Genomic DNA, 15,951 nt, shown 5'->3' with positions numbered 1-15,951 from the left:
ATGATTCAGCCATTACAATATATCTCACAAGCCCCTCAAACTGGAACCCATATAGATGCCATTGAGCAGGTGCTTAAGGCTGGCGGCAAATGGATTCAGCTCCGCATTAAAAACAGTTCGGAAACTGAGATTCTCCCTTTTGCCAAAGCCGCGCAGGCATTATGCGAAAGTTATGGAGCCAAACTTATTATAAATGATTATCCTCACCTGGCCAAGGCGGTGGGTAGTTATGGTGTGCACCTTGGTTTGCAGGATATGCCCATTCTGGAAGCGCGGAAGATTATCAATCCGGAACAGGTTATCGGTGGTACGGCCAACACATTCGAGCATATACAGCAAAGGGTAGCCGAAGGGGCAGATTATATTGGTTTGGGTCCATTCCGTTTTACCCGTACTAAAGAAAATCTGAGTCCGATTGTAGGTTTGGCCGGTTACCGGAAATTGATGGAAAAAGTTCGTCAAGCTAACATAAAAACGCCAATTGTGGCCATTGGAGGAATTGAAGCGGCAGATATTCCGGCAATTCTAGAAACCGGAATTTACGGAATTGCTATATCGGCTGCACTTACCAACCAGATTCAAACCTCGGTTGTGCTAGAGGAAATCAACAGCAAATTTAACATCCATTCGCATTAAAATTACAGATATGTTAACAATAGCAGATCAAACATTTAGCTCCAGACTTTTTACCGGAACCGGAAAATTCAGTTCGGCAAGGGTGATGGAAAGTGCATTAATCGCTTCGGCTTCCGAACTGGTTACCGTTGCGCTTAAACGTGTAGATTTAAAAGGTAAAGATGATGATATCCTCCATCACCTTAAACATCCGCATATCAATTTATTGCCCAATACCTCTGGTGTGCGCAATGCGAAAGAAGCTGTTTTTGCAGCTCAACTCGCGCGCGAGGCCTTGGAAACCAACTGGATTAAGCTCGAAATTCATCCCGATCCGAAATACCTGATGCCCGACCCGATTGAAACGCTGAAAGCGACTGAAGAACTGGTTAAACTGGGTTTCGTGGTACTTCCATACATTCATGCCGACCCTGTTTTGTGTAAGCGTTTAGAAGATGTAGGTACCGCTGCTGTAATGCCGCTCGGATCGCCCATTGGTAGCAATAAAGGTTTAAGAACCATTGATTTTTTAGAGATTATTATTAGCCAGAGCAGGGTACCTGTTATTATTGATGCTGGTATAGGCGCACCATCTGATGCCGCAAAAGCCATGGAGATTGGCGCCGATGCAGTGTTGGTAAATACCGCAATTGCCATCGCTAAAAACCCAACTGCTATGGCTACCGCATTTAAACTGGCTGTAGAAGCAGGTAGAATGGCCTTTGAAGCTAAACTGGGAGGCCAGCAACAATATGCAGCAGCAAGCAGTCCACTAACCGCATTTCTTGATGAATAGCTTTAACAACATATTCGAATCCTATAATTGGGACGATACCAAGGCCAGTATATATGATAAAACTGCAGCCGATGTAGAAAGGGCATTGAGCAATTCGCAACGCAGTCTGGATGATTTTAAAGCCTTGATCTCGCCTGCTGCAATGCCTTATTTAGAGGATATGGCACAGATTAGTCAAAGGCTAACCTTGGATCGCTTTGGGAGGGTAATCCAAATGTACATTCCGCTTTATCTTTCCAATGAGTGCAATAACATTTGTACTTATTGTGGGTTTAGCTACGATAATAAAGTGAGGCGAAGAACCCTGAACCCTATGGAAATTATGCAGGAAGTAGCCGTAATTAAGGGCATGGGTTACGAGCATGTTTTGCTGGTTACAGGCGAAGCCAACCAAAGTGTGCATACCGATTATTTTAAAAAAGTTTTGGATCTGATCAGTCCTCATTTTGCCCATATCTCTATGGAGGTACAACCGCTTGATGTAGAAGATTACGAAACGCTGATTCACCACGGCCTGAATACCGTTCTGGTTTACCAGGAAACTTACCACCAGGACGATTACCGCAAACACCACCCCAAAGGAAAAAAATCCAATTTCTTATACCGTTTGGAAACACCTGATCGATTGGGGCAGGCTGGAATCCATAAAATGGGGCTGGGTGTACTCATCGGACTGGAAGACTGGAGGACTGATTCTTTTTTTACGGCCCTACACCTATCCTATCTCGAAAAACAGTATTGGCAAAGTAAATTTAGCATCTCATTCCCCCGGCTGCGGCCTTTTAGCGGTGGTTTAGAGCCTAAGGTGGTAATGAACGATAAGGAATTGGTACAGTTGATTTGCGCTTACCGCTTATTCAATAGCGAAGTAGAACTCTCAATATCCACCCGGGAAACAATGGCTTTCAGAAACCAGGTAATTAAGCTGGGCATTACCGCTATTAGTGCAGGCTCTAAAACCAATCCAGGAGGATATGAAGTAGAGCCGCAATCATTAGAGCAGTTCGAAATATCTGATGAACGCTCCGCGCAGGAAATTGCAGCCATGATCAGAAAGCAAGGTTATGAACCGATCTGGAAAGATTGGGATATGAGTTTAATTAATAAAAAATGCTGATAAAGGAAGAATTAAGCCGTTACAGCCGGCAAATGATCTTACCAGAATTGGGTTTGGCCGGGCAGGAAAAGCTTAAAGCGGCAAGCGTGCTGGTAATTGGTGCCGGCGGATTGGGCTGCCCGGTTTTGCAATACCTGGCTGCGGCTGGATTTGGCGAAATTGGCATTGTGGATGATGATATGGTGGAATTGAGTAATCTGCACCGACAGATTTTATATAACCATACCGATATTGGCCAGCCAAAGGCAAAGGTGGCGGTTAAAAAACTTACACTACTTAATCCGCATGTTAAGCTTAAGGCTTATGCTGAACGTTTTACCGATGAATGTGCCATAAATATTTGCAGGGATTATGAGTTGGTGATTGATTGCTCTGATAATTTTAGCACCCGTTACCTGGTAAATGATACCTGCGTAAGCTTGGATAAAACACTCATATTTGGGTCGATATTACAGTTTGAAGGGCAAATTGCTGTATTTAACCACTTTGGAAGTGTTAATTATAGAAATCTTTATCCTGATCCACCAACCGAAAATATCAACTGTTTGGAGGGTGGTGTAATTGGCCTGCTGCCTGGTATTGTTGGTTTATATATGGCCAACGAAGCATTAAAGTTAATCACCGGTATCGGAGAAACCTTATCTGGAAAGCTGATGACAATTAATGCGCTGAATAATTCTGTTATGGTATTTAATATCGCATCAGAAAAGCAAGCAGAAACCAGAGATATAAATGTTTTGAAAAAGGGCGATTCGATAAAAGAAATCGACAAAATAACGTTGAACAATTGGCTCGAAACAAATTCAAAAGAAATCGTACTGATTGATGTGCGCGAGGATTACGAACATGAAGATTACAATATCGGCGGCATCAACATTCCATTATACGATCTTGAAAACTCAATTGAAACCATTCCAAAAAGTAAAACAGTTGTTTGCTATTGCCAAACCGGACAAAGGAGTAAAATGGCTGCGCAAATATTGAAGAGAAATTACACAGGTGAGGTCTACAGCCTTAAAAATGGAATCTGATTTTTGAGTTTAAAGCGACTGTATCGTTAATTTAAGATACAATCGCCAGAAATATGCTTACTAAAAATCAATTGAAAAACCCCCGCCAAGTACAAAACCTTTATCGAAATTTGGCGGAAGCTCACCTGCTGTATATTTCACAGCCACCTTAGTTTTGGTGCCCGGCCCCAGGTTAATTTTTAAAAGTTTTTCAATCCTGATCATATAAAAATAATTCCAGTCTTTACCTGCATTTTTCAGCAATAAATTACGGTCAAGGTCGTAATATGAATCAAATAAAAAGGCAATGCGTTCATTTCCTGAAAATATTCCTGTTTCCCATTCTGCTTTTAGGTTCAGCCTGTTCATAAATTTAGCGTCATCAAGTAAAGGCGCAAGGCTGGTTTTGTTTGCTCCGGTTACATAATCATAGCCTACTGATAAATCCAACTGCCTTGGATTGTTGTTTTTAGCTGCCCGAAGTAAACCAAAAGGAAAATCGAGAATTGCGCTGAGGTAGGAAGTAGAAACAGAAAGCTGCGGACCAAATGCAAAGTCGTAGTTTCTGAAATCCTGTGTGGTTTCGTGTTTCGCATGCAAATTTAACGAAAGCCATAAAGGCGATGCCACCTGAGCTGCTAAATTTCTTGCTTCATCAACAAGTGGATCTTTCCCTGGAGGTAATTCCGGATCATCTTCCGCCGAGAGATCAATAGGAGTCCGCTGGCCGAGTTCTTTCCCTTTTACGTGAAAAAGCGGTTGCCCTTCCAATTTAATTTCGGAGATTAAGCTGCTGTTTTTATTTTTATCTTCAGCTACGGTTACAAAACCCCTGCTGCCTAGTGATAGATTTAATTTATTGATTTTAGCCGGATCATGACCGAGCAAATTCCGATCTAGTTGAAATTGATAATCAATCCCAAATGAGCCTTTTTCAGGGTCAATAAATTTCAGATCAACCTTTAATCCATATTTATCAAAAACTTTAAACGAACTGGATTCTTCCACAATGCTTTTTTTTGCTGTGGTATCGGCATTTTCATTTACCTGTGCAACTGCCAAACTTCCAAAGCCAAGGCAGGCAATCATTAGTAAGGCCTTTTTCATTTCTCTTCCACTTTGTTTTTTGTTTCAGTTTTATCGCCCGGAAAAATGGCTTTATCCGCCCAGGTATTGATCATTGATTCGTTGGTTTGCGCATCATTATCTAGGTCAACCAGGATATCATCAAGGCCAAGTGTAACACTATAATGATCTAAAATTTTATTAAAATTATAGGCAAACCTGATTTTTGATCTTTTTATAGCATCAGGATTTATTCCCCAATTCATGTCTTTAACCTTTGCTACTAAAAATTCATCCCAGGCGTCAAATGGATTTACATCATCAAGCGGATTGTCTGACACTCCGAAATAAGTGCGTTTGATAAAACGCCTTTTTTTTTCAATTAATTCTGATTGGTTCATGGCTTTTTTAGGGTTTAATTCAAGATGATAAGAACGTAATTAAAAGAAGGCTGTATAAGAGAACTAAATTTACATATTATGTAGTTGAAGATCAAGTCCAAATGGTTATAATTATTGCATTTAGAATTACACTGATTTGTGTTAATTTTTTGTTTATTATCAAATACAAGAGCGGTTTTTATGCTTACAACTCAAAAACTCGGCTCAATCTTTGCTCCTACCGAAATTTAAATTTTATAAGGAAACCCATTTAGATTATGAACAAATTACAAGCACTATCCCAAAAATCTGGATTCGCGATTTTAATCCTCTTCACGCTTTTTTTCTCGGCTTGCTCCGAAACCCCTGAACGTTTTTTCGACATTGCCATCCTGAACACCAACATGATCAACGATTTTGCCACTGCCGATCTCGCTCGTCATATTAACGACGAAACCAAAGAATATCCTGATATTCCATCCAGTAAAAAGAAAGGCAACGAAGCCGTTACCAGTCTCAACAACAAAATATTATACCTTGAACAATCACTGGAAAAAGTGAAAAAACTTTCAGCATCGGGAGATGAAGAAAAGGAAATTAAAAGTCTTTCGCAGCAATTGTATGAAATGGTGATCCCTGTTTATAAAAACGAATACATGGCCTTTGCTAAACTCTGCGACAGTAAGGGTAGCGAAACGACTAAAGATGAAATGATTAAAAGCATCGACCAGAAATATGGTGCCCAATTTGAACAAAATTTTAATGCACTGATGGAAAAAGGTAAAGTGTATGCACAAAAACACAATATCCAGGTAAACTGGGGCCAGTAAAATAAATTGGTTTAACTCAGGTAAAAATATCTGGGTTAAACCATTACTTAGCTTTATTTATAACACTATTCCTTTTTCTAAACCGGTTGTTGTACGAGCTCAGCTTCAGGAAGATCTTCAACAGCATCCATCTTTTTTCCTTTTATAGGCTCTTTAACTTCTTTCTTAAATGTGCCTGCCCAGTAACCACAAAGGCCTATAAAAAAAGCAGTACCTAAAAACCATTTTAAACGGGTTAGTAAATACCTGTCATAAGAAGAATATTTTATTATTTGAGATGAAAGGGGTTTTAGTCTTCTGATTGTATCGGGAGGATATACGCCTGGAGCGGTAAAATATTCATGCGCCTTTCCATATCCTTTATACCAAACTTTACCCAAGGAATATTTTGTCAATGTATCAGGCAAAGTAATCTTTCTTTGTTGCTGTAAGAGTTTAAGATCTAACGGGATAATCGTAACTCCCGCCTTTTGTTCACCTTCTTTAACGGGTTCGTAATGATCGCCATCCCAATACATAAATTTCTCATCTGGATTGGGTTTTCTAACACTTGTAACCATACGCTCCCATGCCATAAAAGATATGCTGGTGATTGTTAGTGCTAATATGCAGGTAATAATGATTTTGGGGGATGAGAAACGGTGTGAAATAATGGGTGTTGAAGGCCCGGGCGGGATAGGTGTCGGCTTCTTTGGAGGTAAAGGTTTTTGGGGCTGTGTTTTTTCTGCGGCCTTAAAAACGATATTTTTTTCCGCTTGACTAAATCCTCTCCACTCTTCATTTGTAGGAAAATTTATTAACCATGCAAAGAGCTTAATCAGCTTATCATCTCTAATAACTCTTACTTCTTCTTTCAGAAAACTGATTAAAGGTCTAAATCGATCTAAATTGAACCTCTCAATACTTCTTACCTGATCCTCATACCCATTTGAAGGATCAAAAACTGATTTGATTAAATCTTTGTCTTTTGATGTGTTTTTTTGTCTAAAAACCTCAATGCATTCGGCCCTTAACCTTTCCCGTTTAAGAGGGTTTAAATTATCAGAAAGATTATTGTTTTTTTCTTTTATCTGATAGAATTTTAATAAGTCTTTTTTATACTCCTCAAACATTTCTTTAAAATTTAGCGTAAAAATAAGACGGAATAAGTGGAATATTTACGGTTTTCCGGAATCTAGGCGGAAACAAAGGAAACATCGGAATATACTGATAATTAATCTTTTGACTCACCCCATATTTGTATCGTTGATCAGCACAGGCAGCGATTCATTATCAAAGCTAATTTAAAAAACTGATTAATAAAAGAGTAGAAATCGCGGTAGTTATTAGCCGGTTTGGGAAGCAGCTACAAGCTCCCGCGACAGACACTCAACACTTCCCAAAAATTTCAGAAGGCCTTCTGATTTACAGTTTGTAGCAACCCCCATGCATGGGGCGTGGGGAACTACGTGTACATCACTTTTTAAATTTTTAAAGAAATGTTTATTCCATTATTTATTGCAATCCTATTAGGATTAGCTACTCCGTACAATACAAATCAGTCTGCTTCTTGTGGCGGAACAACAACTGTAAATACTGCTGATGCCGATCCTGGTGATACGAATCCTGATGATCCAAATAACCCAGGAGACACCCCTCCAGGCGACGATATAGGTGGTGAAGGTGGCCAGATCAAAATACCGAAATAGTAATAGGATAATAAGGCGGCACATTGCCGCCTTATTTTTTATTTTAATATTTCAAAAATTTCAGTCAACTAGTGCTTAACAATTTTAAAACGTTTAAATAAGGTGCAATCCAAATTAAATTTCTTTAATTTAGATTAAAATCTAAAAAAGTGAAGCGCCTCAATATTGCCATAATCTTCATCGTGCTTTTGTTCTCCTGCTCCAAGAAAAGCCCGGGTATAAAAGTCGAAAAAAAAGAAAATAACCCTATATACGATAAGGCATATCAATACTTAGTAGAACAAAAAATTGATAGTGCTTTTTTTTATTTGGATAAAGCTAAAGACCTCTTTCTTCAACAGAAAAATAATTTAGGTGTTGCGAAGTGCCTTTTAAATATGGCTATGATCTCAACTAATAATGGTGATTATTTTGGAGGACAAGAATTATCGATAAATGCATCTCCATTTTTCAATAAAAGAATACCAAAAGAGCACATATTTATAAAAGCGAACTTAAATAACTTAGGATTTGCTTCAGAAAATTTAAAAGATTATGATCAAGCTATTGAATTTTATACAGAAGCTTTAGATTATACTACGGGTGTTGTTCCCGAAGCTGTGCTTAAAAATAATATTGGAAATATTTACAGGAAAAGAAAAGCTTATCTAAAGGCAATAACCATCTATCAAGATATTTTAAATCAATCAATTGACAGTGAAACATTTGCCAAAGTATTATCCAACCTTGCCCTAACCAAATGGCTTCAAAACCCAAATTACAATGCTGCCCCTGAATTATTAAGAGCATTAGATATTAGGAAAAGGAACAATCTCTCATTAGAGCTTAATGCGAGTTATGCCCATCTTGCTGATTATTACACCAATATTAAACCTGATTCTGCTTTGTTTTATGCAAACAAGAGATATCAGATTGCTCAAGTGTTAAACCGGGTTGATGATCGTTTGGAAGGTTTACAAAAACTGATCAAACTTAGTCCTCCACCAGCCACCAAAAAATATTTTCAGACTTATCAAAATCTAAGCGATAGCATACAAACTGTCCGTAGTGCTGCCAAGAATCAATTTGCAGTTATTCGTTATAATTCGGAAAAAAACAAAGCCAACTTTCTAAAAGCACAAGGAGAGAATATAGAGAAACAAAAGGATATTTTAGTTAGAAATATTGGGATCGGTACTCTGATAATATTTTTAATCTTCGGCTATTTCCTTTACTTAAAACGGAAAAAAAGCCTGCAACAGGAGAAGGAAATCGAAGTAAAAAGAACGGAGCTTAAATATGTTAAAAAAATTCACGATCGTGTTGCCAATCGGGTATACCAGGTAATGTCGGAAGTGGAGAATACTAATGAAATAGATAAAAACGACCTCGCTGATAAGTTGGATGTGATTTATAAAATATCCAGAGACCTTTCTTACGATAATAAAGATAATAGCCACGAAGAAAGTTTTTCTGTTGAGTTATCAAAAATGTTATATGCTTATGCCTCTGAGAAAATCAACATCGTTTTGGGAGGTAATGCTGAAAAACTTTGGGAAGGAATTAAAGATGATACCAAAACAGAGGTATTTTGCATTTTGCAGGAACTGATGACCAATATGAAAAAACATAGCGGTGCAGATATGGTTGGAATAGATTTTAAGCGTGAAAATGGCCTTGTAAAGGTAATATATGTGGATAATGGAAAAGGAATGGAGGTTTTAACATTTAAAAATGGTTTGAGGAATACGGAAACCCGTATAGAAAGTATTTCGGGCCATATTACTTTTGACACCAAGCCCGATGAAGGGCTTTGTGTTGAATTTTCATTTCCAATCTAATTAAAAATATAAATATGTTCAAAAACGTACTCATCGCCGAAGACCATGAAATCGTGAGTAAATCACTTCGTAGTGCACTTACCGATCTTGGGATTACCATAGCTGATAAAGATTATGTATTTTATTGTGATGATGCATTTACACGCGTACAAAAAGCACTTCGAGATGGCGATCCTTATGAATTGATCATTACCGATCTTTCTTTTGATGAAGATTATCCAAAACAAAAAATATCAGGAGGTAGAGAACTGATAAAGGCATTAAAGGAAATTCAGCCCGACTTAAAAATTCTGGTATTTTCTATAGAAAACAGAGCTTTGATAGCCAATACACTTTTTAAGGAATATGATATAGATGCTTTTGTACCTAAGGCACGCCACGATGCGAAAGACCTTAAACTGGCTTTAGAAAGTGTTTATAAAAATAAAAAATACCATTCGCCCAATCTGAGGCAAAAAGAAGAATACCTGCACGATTTTACCGCTTACGACAAAACAATCGTTTCACTAATTTTAGATGGCAAAACCCAAAAAGAAATGGCTGGCATTTTAAAGGAAAAAAAAATGGAACCATCTGGTTTAAGCAGTATCGAAAAAAGGATAAGTTATATTAAAACTGCGCTGAATATTTCCAATAACGGGCAACTCATCGCTTATTGTATCGCAAATAAGGTAATTTAATAATCTTAATTCCCTTAACTGCTTAATGGTCTAAAATATAAAATTGATGATCAGGCTGGTTCAGCTTTAATCTGTGTGCAACTATTGGCTAACGGTTTCTTCCGGCTTATTTAAAATGATAATGCGGACAAAACTTTCTATAAGCAATATCAAAGATACCAATGCACCCCTCTACGGTTTCCCGTAAAAATAAACCAAGCTCGCGTTCTACATTTGTTCAACAACCAAAAAACTCAGGCAACATGGATCTTAAACTAAAGTTAGAACAACTTCATCAGCGGGTAGTGGGTTTAAAAGACCAGATTAATACCGAGGAAGCAACAAAAAATGCATTTGTGATGCCTTTTATTCAAATTCTTGGCTATGATATTTTTAATCCAACCGAAGTGATTCCTGAACATATTTGTGATATCGGAACCAAAAAAGGTGAAAAGGTAGATTATGTGATCCGTAAAAACAACGAACCGATTCTTATTTTCGAATGCAAACATTGGAAAGAAAGTGCAGATGCACATAACTCTCAACTTCACCGTTATTACCATGTTTCCAAAGCACGTTTTGGTGTACTTACCAATGGTACGGTTTATAACTTTTATGCCGATCTGGAAAAGCCAAATATCATGGATGAAAAACCTTTTCTCACCATCGATATCGAAGATTTGAAAGACAATGCCATTAAAATTCTCGAAAGCTTTACTAAAAATGAATACAATTTAGAAACCATCCTAGATTCTGCCGAAGGATTAAAATACATTAAGGCCATTAGAAAGGAATTTGAAAAGGAGATTGATAGCCCTTCTGATGAAATAGTGAAGTTATTGGTTAACCGGTTTTTTGATAAGCCCCTTACCGCTAACCGCATGATCGCTTTTAAAGAATATACTAAAAAAGCCCTTGCCATTTCCATCAACGAATCCATTAGCGACCGTTTAAAATCAGCGCTGAATATCAATGAGAAAATAGAAAAAAAGGAAGATGATAAAGTGATTTCCATTATTGAAGATCCCGATGCATCTAAAATTGTAACCACAGAGGAAGAGTTAGAAGCTTTCCAGATTGTAAAGGCCATTTTACGCGAGAAAATCCCTTCCATTCGAATTGCTGCACGGGATACCCAATCTTATTTCGGAGTGCTTTTAGATGACAATAACCGCAAGCCGATTTGTAGATTCCACTTTAATACCGCTAATAAATACATAGAAACTTTTCACAACGGGAAAGACGCCGGAGAGAAAAAACAATTATTCAATTTGGATGAGCTTTACAATTACCGGATTCAGCTGCATCAAACCATAGATCTTTATTAATTAACGTTTAATTCTCAAAAGTGCAGAGGTTGCCCCATCGTTTGTATTGGTGGCAAACAGGGCAACCTCTCATTTTCAATACCATTTTTTTTGATCTTGTATAGCTTGATATTATAACCGAAAATACGCTACTGCAATGATTTATGTTAAGCATTCCTTATACATCCAATCTTTCATAAATAAATCATCTATCCTAAATAAAATAACCCGAATGGGGTTTGCCGTAAGGAATCCGTTTTTTGCCTAAATACCTTAGCGCAATGAAACATTTAGGTACGTTGCTTTTATTAACATTCGCTTTTGGCATTGCCCGTGCACAGAAACAAAAAATAACAACTTATCAGTTAATGGAACCTGGTTTTAATATGAACACCATTACAGGAACGATAAGCGAAATTTATACAACAAAACGTTACGGCAAAACATTTTGGTGGGTACGTATCGGTGCCGACACCATTTTACATGTGTGGCCGAGGCACCTCGATACTGCAACCATGAAACCCGGTATAACCCGTTCTTTTAAATCAATAAAACGCCTTGATAATAACTGGTGGATAAAAGAAAAATCTGAGAATTACATAAAGCCTAAAAATGAATAGTGTATTAAATATGCACAGTTGATTGATTTTTATCTGTTTGATAATGAGAGTGTTTCGTTTTTTGAGTGAGTTGAAAATAATTTTTTGTGTTACGGTTTCCCGTAATGTATAGCCTTGTTACTTGTCTACTTTTGGATAATAAACAACTAATAAACTACTTATGGAAGCACAATTACAAAGCGAAGTAACATTTTACCAAGATATAAATGTTACGGTTACCCAATCCAGGTATGTTACCAACTCAAAAACTTATGCAATGAGGAACATATCTTCTGTTCATATTTTTGAAATCATAAAAAGTAAAACTTTACCTGCTATTATGATCGTAATAGGCACGCTAATGTTACTTTCCAGTGAAGCAAGAATCATGGGCTTTATTATTCTAAGTATTGGTATTCTTATTAAAAATGAATTTACTGTTAGAATCAGTACCAATTCAGGAGAAGTGAACAGTATTGTTTCAAAAGATCGATTATATGTTCAGAAAATTGTAAACGCACTTAATGATGCCATTGTATTCAGGGGTTAGCGCATCCAGTTTACGATAAATACATTCTAATTCTCGATTATGAAAGTTTTTCTTATTGTTTGTGCTCTATGTTGTTTTGCAGCAATATTGAAGTTGCCTATCGAATATTACACTTTTTTAAGAACCATAGTCTCACTTGGAGCAGTGTTGCACATTTACAGCTGGATAAATCAAAAGAACTATTCGTTAGCTATTGTTTTTATTCTAGTCCTTATTCTTTTTAATCCTTTTTTCCCCATTTACCTGCACCGGAAAAGCATTTGGATTCCACTTGATGTAATTACAGGTTTACTTTTTTTACTGTTTGCTTTTTATAGTAAAAAAGCACCCACAAAAATAGAAGAAAAAACTATTGAGTTAGCACCTACTCAAAAAACATACGCTAAAGACCGCATCGTTTCTGTAAAGCGGGAAGTATAACTATAAAATAATGATTCAAACTCAAAACTAAATGTTATGATTGCTCAAATAGAAGAATTTTTTAACCTCAAAACAGCCGATGTGCCACAAGATGACGATGTGGAGATCAAAACACCTGTTACCGAACAAGCAGCGGAGGTAAGAAAAAGAACTTACCACGAAGCAGGCTTTAGAGACGGATCTCGAAACAGTGGGAGTCCACTGGCACTTTCGATATGTTTGAATGCTATTTATGCGAAGTTTCAAAATGAGGAAAAAGAACTCGTAGAAAAACAACAACTAGCCAAAGAACCTTACATCAATGAGCAAAGAAGCAAGGAAACTGAAATCAAGACACTTTCCATCAGCGAAGAAAGCAAAAAACAGCAGATTACTCAGGTAGAAAGCAATATTAGAAAGGTAAAAGATGATATCGAAGAGTTAAAGTTCGAAATTAACGAACTGGCCCGAGATCCAGAAAAATACCAAATCAGTGCATCGAAGGGAGCTTCAGCTAAATTTTATATTGGTTTAATCATTCTCATGCCCTTAAGTTTATATTTATTTACCTTTTATATCTCCACCTCATACTCCGCTTTTTTTAAAATATTGGATGCGAATAGTATCACAGTTGTTATGAATATTTTAGATGCAAAAGCCTTTGAAAAAGCCTGGCGTGATGGATTATTAGAAGGTGTATTTGTAACCTTTATTCCTTTTGTATTTCTTGGTTTGGGTTATTTAATCCACATGTTTGGAGAGGCTAAAAGCAAATGGAATTATTTAAAGATCGGATTACTTTTCATTACCACTTTTGTTTTTGATGCCATCCTGGCTTATCAGATAGAAGAAAAGATAGATAAGTTGAATAAAGACTTTGATTCTGAGGAATTTAATGTTTCTATTGCTATAACTAAAATAGAGTTCTGGGGAATCATCTTTGCAGGTTTTGTTGTATACCTCATTTGGGGTGTGGTATTCGATTTTATTATGAAAGAGCACCGTGAGAAAGATAAAATTAAACACGAACAGCAACGCAGAAAAAAAGATATTCAGATTCACCAGGATCGTATTGCGGATATCGAAATTCAAAAAGAAAAACTGATAGAGGAACTCAGCAGCATCAAGAAGCTTTCTGTTGAAGCGCAAGGACGCATTGTTACACTACAAAGGATCATTGATGCTGTAATTATACCTACCAAAGAATATGTACTATATGCCTCGGAGTATGTGCAGGGATGGATCACATTTGTTAATGAACAACTTCGCATTTCACAACGTGAAAAATTTGATCTTCAAAATGAATGCAGGGCCTGTTATGATGAAAACCTTAAAAATGTAGGTGCAAGTGAAGATTCCCAAAATTCCGTTTATATGTCAACTTTATAAAACCAGCATGAAAAAAAAAATACTAAGCCTATTAATGATCTTTTTGATCACTTGTATCTGCTCGAAAGGGACTAAAGCCCAGCAAAATCAAAACCTGAATATCAGTTTTTTACTTGATTTATCAGATCGGATTGACCCTAAAAAGAATCCTGGTCTTTATCAACGCGATCTTCAATATATCAAATCTGTAGAAAAGCTTTTTGTTAAACACATAAAAAGAAAGAAGATGCTTCTTTTAAAGGATCAAATGCAGGTGTTTTTTAATCCTATACCTGAAATACAAGATATTGAGTTGTTAAGTCAACAATTAAAGGTTGATTTCAATCCTAAATCCAGTAAAAATGATTTTTTAAATCTAGATAAAGTTTATAACGACAAACCTGTAAAAATTTATCAGTATGCTATTAAAGACGGTAATTATATTGGCTCCGACATCTGGAGATTCTTCAAAAACAATGTTCAGCAATATTGTATAAAACCAGATCATAGGAATATTTTAGTGATACTAACCGATGGTTACATGTACCACAAAAACAGTAAAATAGTCATAAAAGGTAAAAGTTCATTCATCACTCCAGAATTTCTAGCTCAAAAAAAGCTAAATACCGCGAATTACCTAGCCGTTATGAAGAAAAGTAACTTGGGCTTTATCTCTTTTCCTTACAATTTAAAAGAACTAGAAATTATGGTATTGGGTATTAATCCATCTATCCAAAGTCCTTATGAAGAGGATGTGATAAAACAATACTGGTCCGACTGGTTCAAAGCCATGAAAGTGAAAAGATTTGAATTACGAACAACAGACCTAGCATCTAGCGTTGAAGCAGTAATTAGTAATTTTATGAAGTAAGCCAGAAGCCTTAATCTTTACATTTAATCATATTTAGTATATAAATAGATCATCAATTGTTGAACTTTTTACCCATCCCTAAACATGAAAACCCTCTCCCTAATCTTATTTTTCATTACCAACATTGCTTGCAAAGAAACCAAAACTGTATACCTATGCAATAGCCCGGGTGCAAAAAAATATCATTATACCTCTAATTGTCGCGGTTTAAGCAATTGCACTTATAGAATTGTAAAGGTGGATATAGAAAAAGCCAAAAAGGACGGAAAAACATTATGCGGTTGGGAAAAGGGAAATTAAGTGTTCTCTTTTTGCTGTTAACACTGCAAAGCTGCTTCATTCAACCTGGCGGAAGCAAACCGAGAAAATACAGCAACCTTGTTTTTACCGCCAAAGTAATTCGCATTTTAGATGGCGATACGATGGAAGTATTGTACCAGAACCAACCCTTAAAAATACGTTTGGCCCATATCGATTGTCCGGAAAAACGAGGTAAGCAGCCTTTTGGTAATCAGGCTAAAAAAGCATTGTCCGATTTATGTTTCGGGCAAATGGTAAACGTACAAAGCCAGAAATACGACCGTTATAGAAGGTTAATTGCTGTTGTCATTAATCGTAAAAAGCAAGTGGTAAATCAGGAAATGATTAAACAGGGAATGGCCTGGCATTTTAAAAAATATTCCAGTGATTCACTGTACGCGCAGCTGGAAATCACAGCCAGGAAAAACAAAATCGGCCTCTGGCAAGAGCAAAATGCAATTGCACCGTGGGCATGGCGCGAATCGAAACATAGCCTTTCAAAATAGAACTCTTTATCTTCTTATTTATTCAAGCTCAACAGTCTTTGATGAGAAGAATGTCCGATTTATAAAAATAG

At 36.8% G+C, this 15,951-nt stretch carries 18 protein-coding genes; 15 read left to right on the top strand and 3 right to left on the bottom strand.

Annotation, left to right across the window (positions count from 1 at the left end; all coding sequences use genetic code 11):
• From ACZZZW_RS00475 to moeB, 4 genes are read left to right on the top strand one after another with little or no spacing between them, the layout of a single operon-like run.
• Nucleotides 1-636, top strand: a complete 636-nt coding sequence (locus tag ACZZZW_RS00475; protein WP_055902679.1) for a thiamine phosphate synthase — start codon at nucleotides 1-3, stop codon at nucleotides 634-636.
• Between the two features lie 10 nt (nucleotides 637-646).
• On the top strand, nucleotides 647-1,411 hold the full coding sequence (locus ACZZZW_RS00470; RefSeq protein WP_055902676.1) for a thiazole synthase: 765 nt from the start codon (nucleotides 647-649) through the stop codon (nucleotides 1,409-1,411).
• A complete protein-coding gene (gene thiH / locus ACZZZW_RS00465; protein WP_055902673.1) occupies nucleotides 1,404-2,528 on the top strand; it encodes a 2-iminoacetate synthase ThiH in 1,125 nt (374 codons plus the stop codon). Before ACZZZW_RS00470 ends, thiH begins: the two co-directional genes overlap by 8 nt.
• On the top strand, nucleotides 2,522-3,559 hold the full coding sequence (gene moeB / locus ACZZZW_RS00460; protein WP_463491978.1) for a molybdopterin-synthase adenylyltransferase MoeB: 1,038 nt from the start codon (nucleotides 2,522-2,524) through the stop codon (nucleotides 3,557-3,559). The genes thiH and moeB overlap by 7 nt, the downstream gene beginning before the upstream one ends.
• A gap of 60 nt (nucleotides 3,560-3,619) precedes the next feature.
• Here the strand turns inward: moeB and ACZZZW_RS00455 are convergent, their stop codons facing one another.
• On the bottom strand, nucleotides 3,620-4,645 hold the full coding sequence (locus tag ACZZZW_RS00455) for a hypothetical protein (RefSeq protein WP_463491977.1): 1,026 nt from the start codon (nucleotides 4,643-4,645) through the stop codon (nucleotides 3,620-3,622).
• Complete coding sequence (locus tag ACZZZW_RS00450) at nucleotides 4,642-5,004, bottom strand: hypothetical protein (protein ID WP_463491976.1); 363 nt, start codon at nucleotides 5,002-5,004, stop codon at nucleotides 4,642-4,644. The genes ACZZZW_RS00455 and ACZZZW_RS00450 overlap by 4 nt, the downstream gene beginning before the upstream one ends.
• A 257-nt stretch (nucleotides 5,005-5,261) precedes the next feature.
• Between ACZZZW_RS00450 and ACZZZW_RS00445 the strand changes: the two genes are divergently transcribed.
• On the top strand, nucleotides 5,262-5,813 hold the full coding sequence (locus ACZZZW_RS00445; protein ID WP_463491975.1) for a hypothetical protein: 552 nt from the start codon (nucleotides 5,262-5,264) through the stop codon (nucleotides 5,811-5,813).
• 77 nt (nucleotides 5,814-5,890) lie between these two features.
• On the opposite strand, the gene ACZZZW_RS00440 is transcribed toward ACZZZW_RS00445, so the two are convergent.
• The gene (locus ACZZZW_RS00440; protein WP_463491974.1) at nucleotides 5,891-6,925 is read right to left on the bottom strand and encodes a hypothetical protein; all 1,035 of its coding nucleotides are present in this window, start codon (nucleotides 6,923-6,925) and stop codon (nucleotides 5,891-5,893) included.
• Between the two features lie 366 nt (nucleotides 6,926-7,291).
• Here ACZZZW_RS00440 and ACZZZW_RS00435 point away from each other — a divergent pair, with 366 nt between their 5' ends.
• From ACZZZW_RS00435 to ACZZZW_RS00390, 10 genes are all read left to right on the top strand, one after another.
• Nucleotides 7,292-7,501 (top strand): hypothetical protein, encoded by a 210-nt coding sequence (locus ACZZZW_RS00435; RefSeq protein WP_463491973.1) that lies wholly within the window; start codon nucleotides 7,292-7,294, stop codon nucleotides 7,499-7,501.
• A 383-nt stretch (nucleotides 7,502-7,884) separates the two neighbouring features.
• On the top strand, nucleotides 7,885-9,321 hold the full coding sequence (locus ACZZZW_RS00430; RefSeq protein ID WP_157255303.1) for a tetratricopeptide repeat-containing sensor histidine kinase: 1,437 nt from the start codon (nucleotides 7,885-7,887) through the stop codon (nucleotides 9,319-9,321).
• Between the two features lie 14 nt (nucleotides 9,322-9,335).
• Nucleotides 9,336-10,001, top strand: a complete 666-nt coding sequence (locus ACZZZW_RS00425; RefSeq protein WP_055902648.1) for a response regulator — start codon at nucleotides 9,336-9,338, stop codon at nucleotides 9,999-10,001.
• Nucleotides 10,002-10,243: 242 nt separating this feature from the next.
• Entirely contained in the window at nucleotides 10,244-11,308 is a 1,065-nt protein-coding gene (locus tag ACZZZW_RS00420) for a type I restriction endonuclease (RefSeq protein WP_055902645.1), read from the top strand.
• Between the two features lie 260 nt (nucleotides 11,309-11,568).
• Nucleotides 11,569-11,907, top strand: coding sequence for a hypothetical protein (locus ACZZZW_RS00415; RefSeq protein WP_055902641.1), 339 nt, complete (start codon nucleotides 11,569-11,571; stop codon nucleotides 11,905-11,907).
• 160 nt (nucleotides 11,908-12,067) lie between these two features.
• On the top strand, nucleotides 12,068-12,436 hold the full coding sequence (locus ACZZZW_RS00410) for a DUF6232 family protein (RefSeq protein WP_055902638.1): 369 nt from the start codon (nucleotides 12,068-12,070) through the stop codon (nucleotides 12,434-12,436).
• Between the two features lie 39 nt (nucleotides 12,437-12,475).
• Nucleotides 12,476-12,856: a DUF6804 family protein gene (locus ACZZZW_RS00405; RefSeq protein WP_055902635.1), complete on the top strand. Its 381-nt coding sequence runs from the start codon at nucleotides 12,476-12,478 to the stop codon at nucleotides 12,854-12,856.
• A gap of 36 nt (nucleotides 12,857-12,892) precedes the next feature.
• Nucleotides 12,893-14,224, top strand: coding sequence for a hypothetical protein (locus ACZZZW_RS00400; RefSeq protein ID WP_463491972.1), 1,332 nt, complete (start codon nucleotides 12,893-12,895; stop codon nucleotides 14,222-14,224).
• Nucleotides 14,225-14,231: 7 nt separating this feature from the next.
• Nucleotides 14,232-15,074 (top strand): hypothetical protein, encoded by an 843-nt coding sequence (locus tag ACZZZW_RS00395; RefSeq protein ID WP_055902630.1) that lies wholly within the window; start codon nucleotides 14,232-14,234, stop codon nucleotides 15,072-15,074.
• 275 nt (nucleotides 15,075-15,349) lie between these two features.
• Complete coding sequence (locus tag ACZZZW_RS00390) at nucleotides 15,350-15,880, top strand: thermonuclease family protein (RefSeq protein WP_055902625.1); 531 nt, start codon at nucleotides 15,350-15,352, stop codon at nucleotides 15,878-15,880.
• Nucleotides 15,881-15,951: the final 71 nt, after the last annotated feature.

The organism is Pedobacter sp. AC379, from assembly GCF_979258145.1.
Note: the sequence above shows the minus strand (reverse complement) of the source record. Positions and strands in the feature narration are given on the sequence as shown.

Bases quoted from the DNA above. Each gene is read 5' to 3' on its own strand.
- ACZZZW_RS00475 (WP_055902679.1), top strand. From the start codon at position 1: ATGATTCAGCCATTACAATATATCTCACAAGCCCCTCAAACTGGAACC.
- ACZZZW_RS00470 (WP_055902676.1), top strand. From the start codon at position 647: ATGTTAACAATAGCAGATCAAACATTTAGCTCCAGACTTTTTACCGGA.
- thiH (WP_055902673.1), top strand. From the start codon at position 1,404: ATGAATAGCTTTAACAACATATTCGAATCCTATAATTGGGACGATACC.
- moeB (WP_463491978.1), top strand. From the start codon at position 2,522: ATGCTGATAAAGGAAGAATTAAGCCGTTACAGCCGGCAAATGATCTTA.
- ACZZZW_RS00455 (WP_463491977.1), bottom strand. From the start codon at position 4,645: ATGAAAAAGGCCTTACTAATGATTGCCTGCCTTGGCTTTGGAAGTTTG.
- ACZZZW_RS00450 (WP_463491976.1), bottom strand. From the start codon at position 5,004: ATGAACCAATCAGAATTAATTGAAAAAAAAAGGCGTTTTATCAAACGC.
- ACZZZW_RS00445 (WP_463491975.1), top strand. From the start codon at position 5,262: ATGAACAAATTACAAGCACTATCCCAAAAATCTGGATTCGCGATTTTA.
- ACZZZW_RS00440 (WP_463491974.1), bottom strand. From the start codon at position 6,925: ATGTTTGAGGAGTATAAAAAAGACTTATTAAAATTCTATCAGATAAAA.
- ACZZZW_RS00435 (WP_463491973.1), top strand. From the start codon at position 7,292: ATGTTTATTCCATTATTTATTGCAATCCTATTAGGATTAGCTACTCCG.
- ACZZZW_RS00430 (WP_157255303.1), top strand. From the start codon at position 7,885: ATGATCTCAACTAATAATGGTGATTATTTTGGAGGACAAGAATTATCG.
- ACZZZW_RS00425 (WP_055902648.1), top strand. From the start codon at position 9,336: ATGTTCAAAAACGTACTCATCGCCGAAGACCATGAAATCGTGAGTAAA.
- ACZZZW_RS00420 (WP_055902645.1), top strand. From the start codon at position 10,244: ATGGATCTTAAACTAAAGTTAGAACAACTTCATCAGCGGGTAGTGGGT.
- ACZZZW_RS00415 (WP_055902641.1), top strand. From the start codon at position 11,569: ATGAAACATTTAGGTACGTTGCTTTTATTAACATTCGCTTTTGGCATT.
- ACZZZW_RS00410 (WP_055902638.1), top strand. From the start codon at position 12,068: ATGGAAGCACAATTACAAAGCGAAGTAACATTTTACCAAGATATAAAT.
- ACZZZW_RS00405 (WP_055902635.1), top strand. From the start codon at position 12,476: ATGAAAGTTTTTCTTATTGTTTGTGCTCTATGTTGTTTTGCAGCAATA.
- ACZZZW_RS00400 (WP_463491972.1), top strand. From the start codon at position 12,893: ATGATTGCTCAAATAGAAGAATTTTTTAACCTCAAAACAGCCGATGTG.
- ACZZZW_RS00395 (WP_055902630.1), top strand. From the start codon at position 14,232: ATGAAAAAAAAAATACTAAGCCTATTAATGATCTTTTTGATCACTTGT.
- ACZZZW_RS00390 (WP_055902625.1), top strand. From the start codon at position 15,350: ATGCGGTTGGGAAAAGGGAAATTAAGTGTTCTCTTTTTGCTGTTAACA.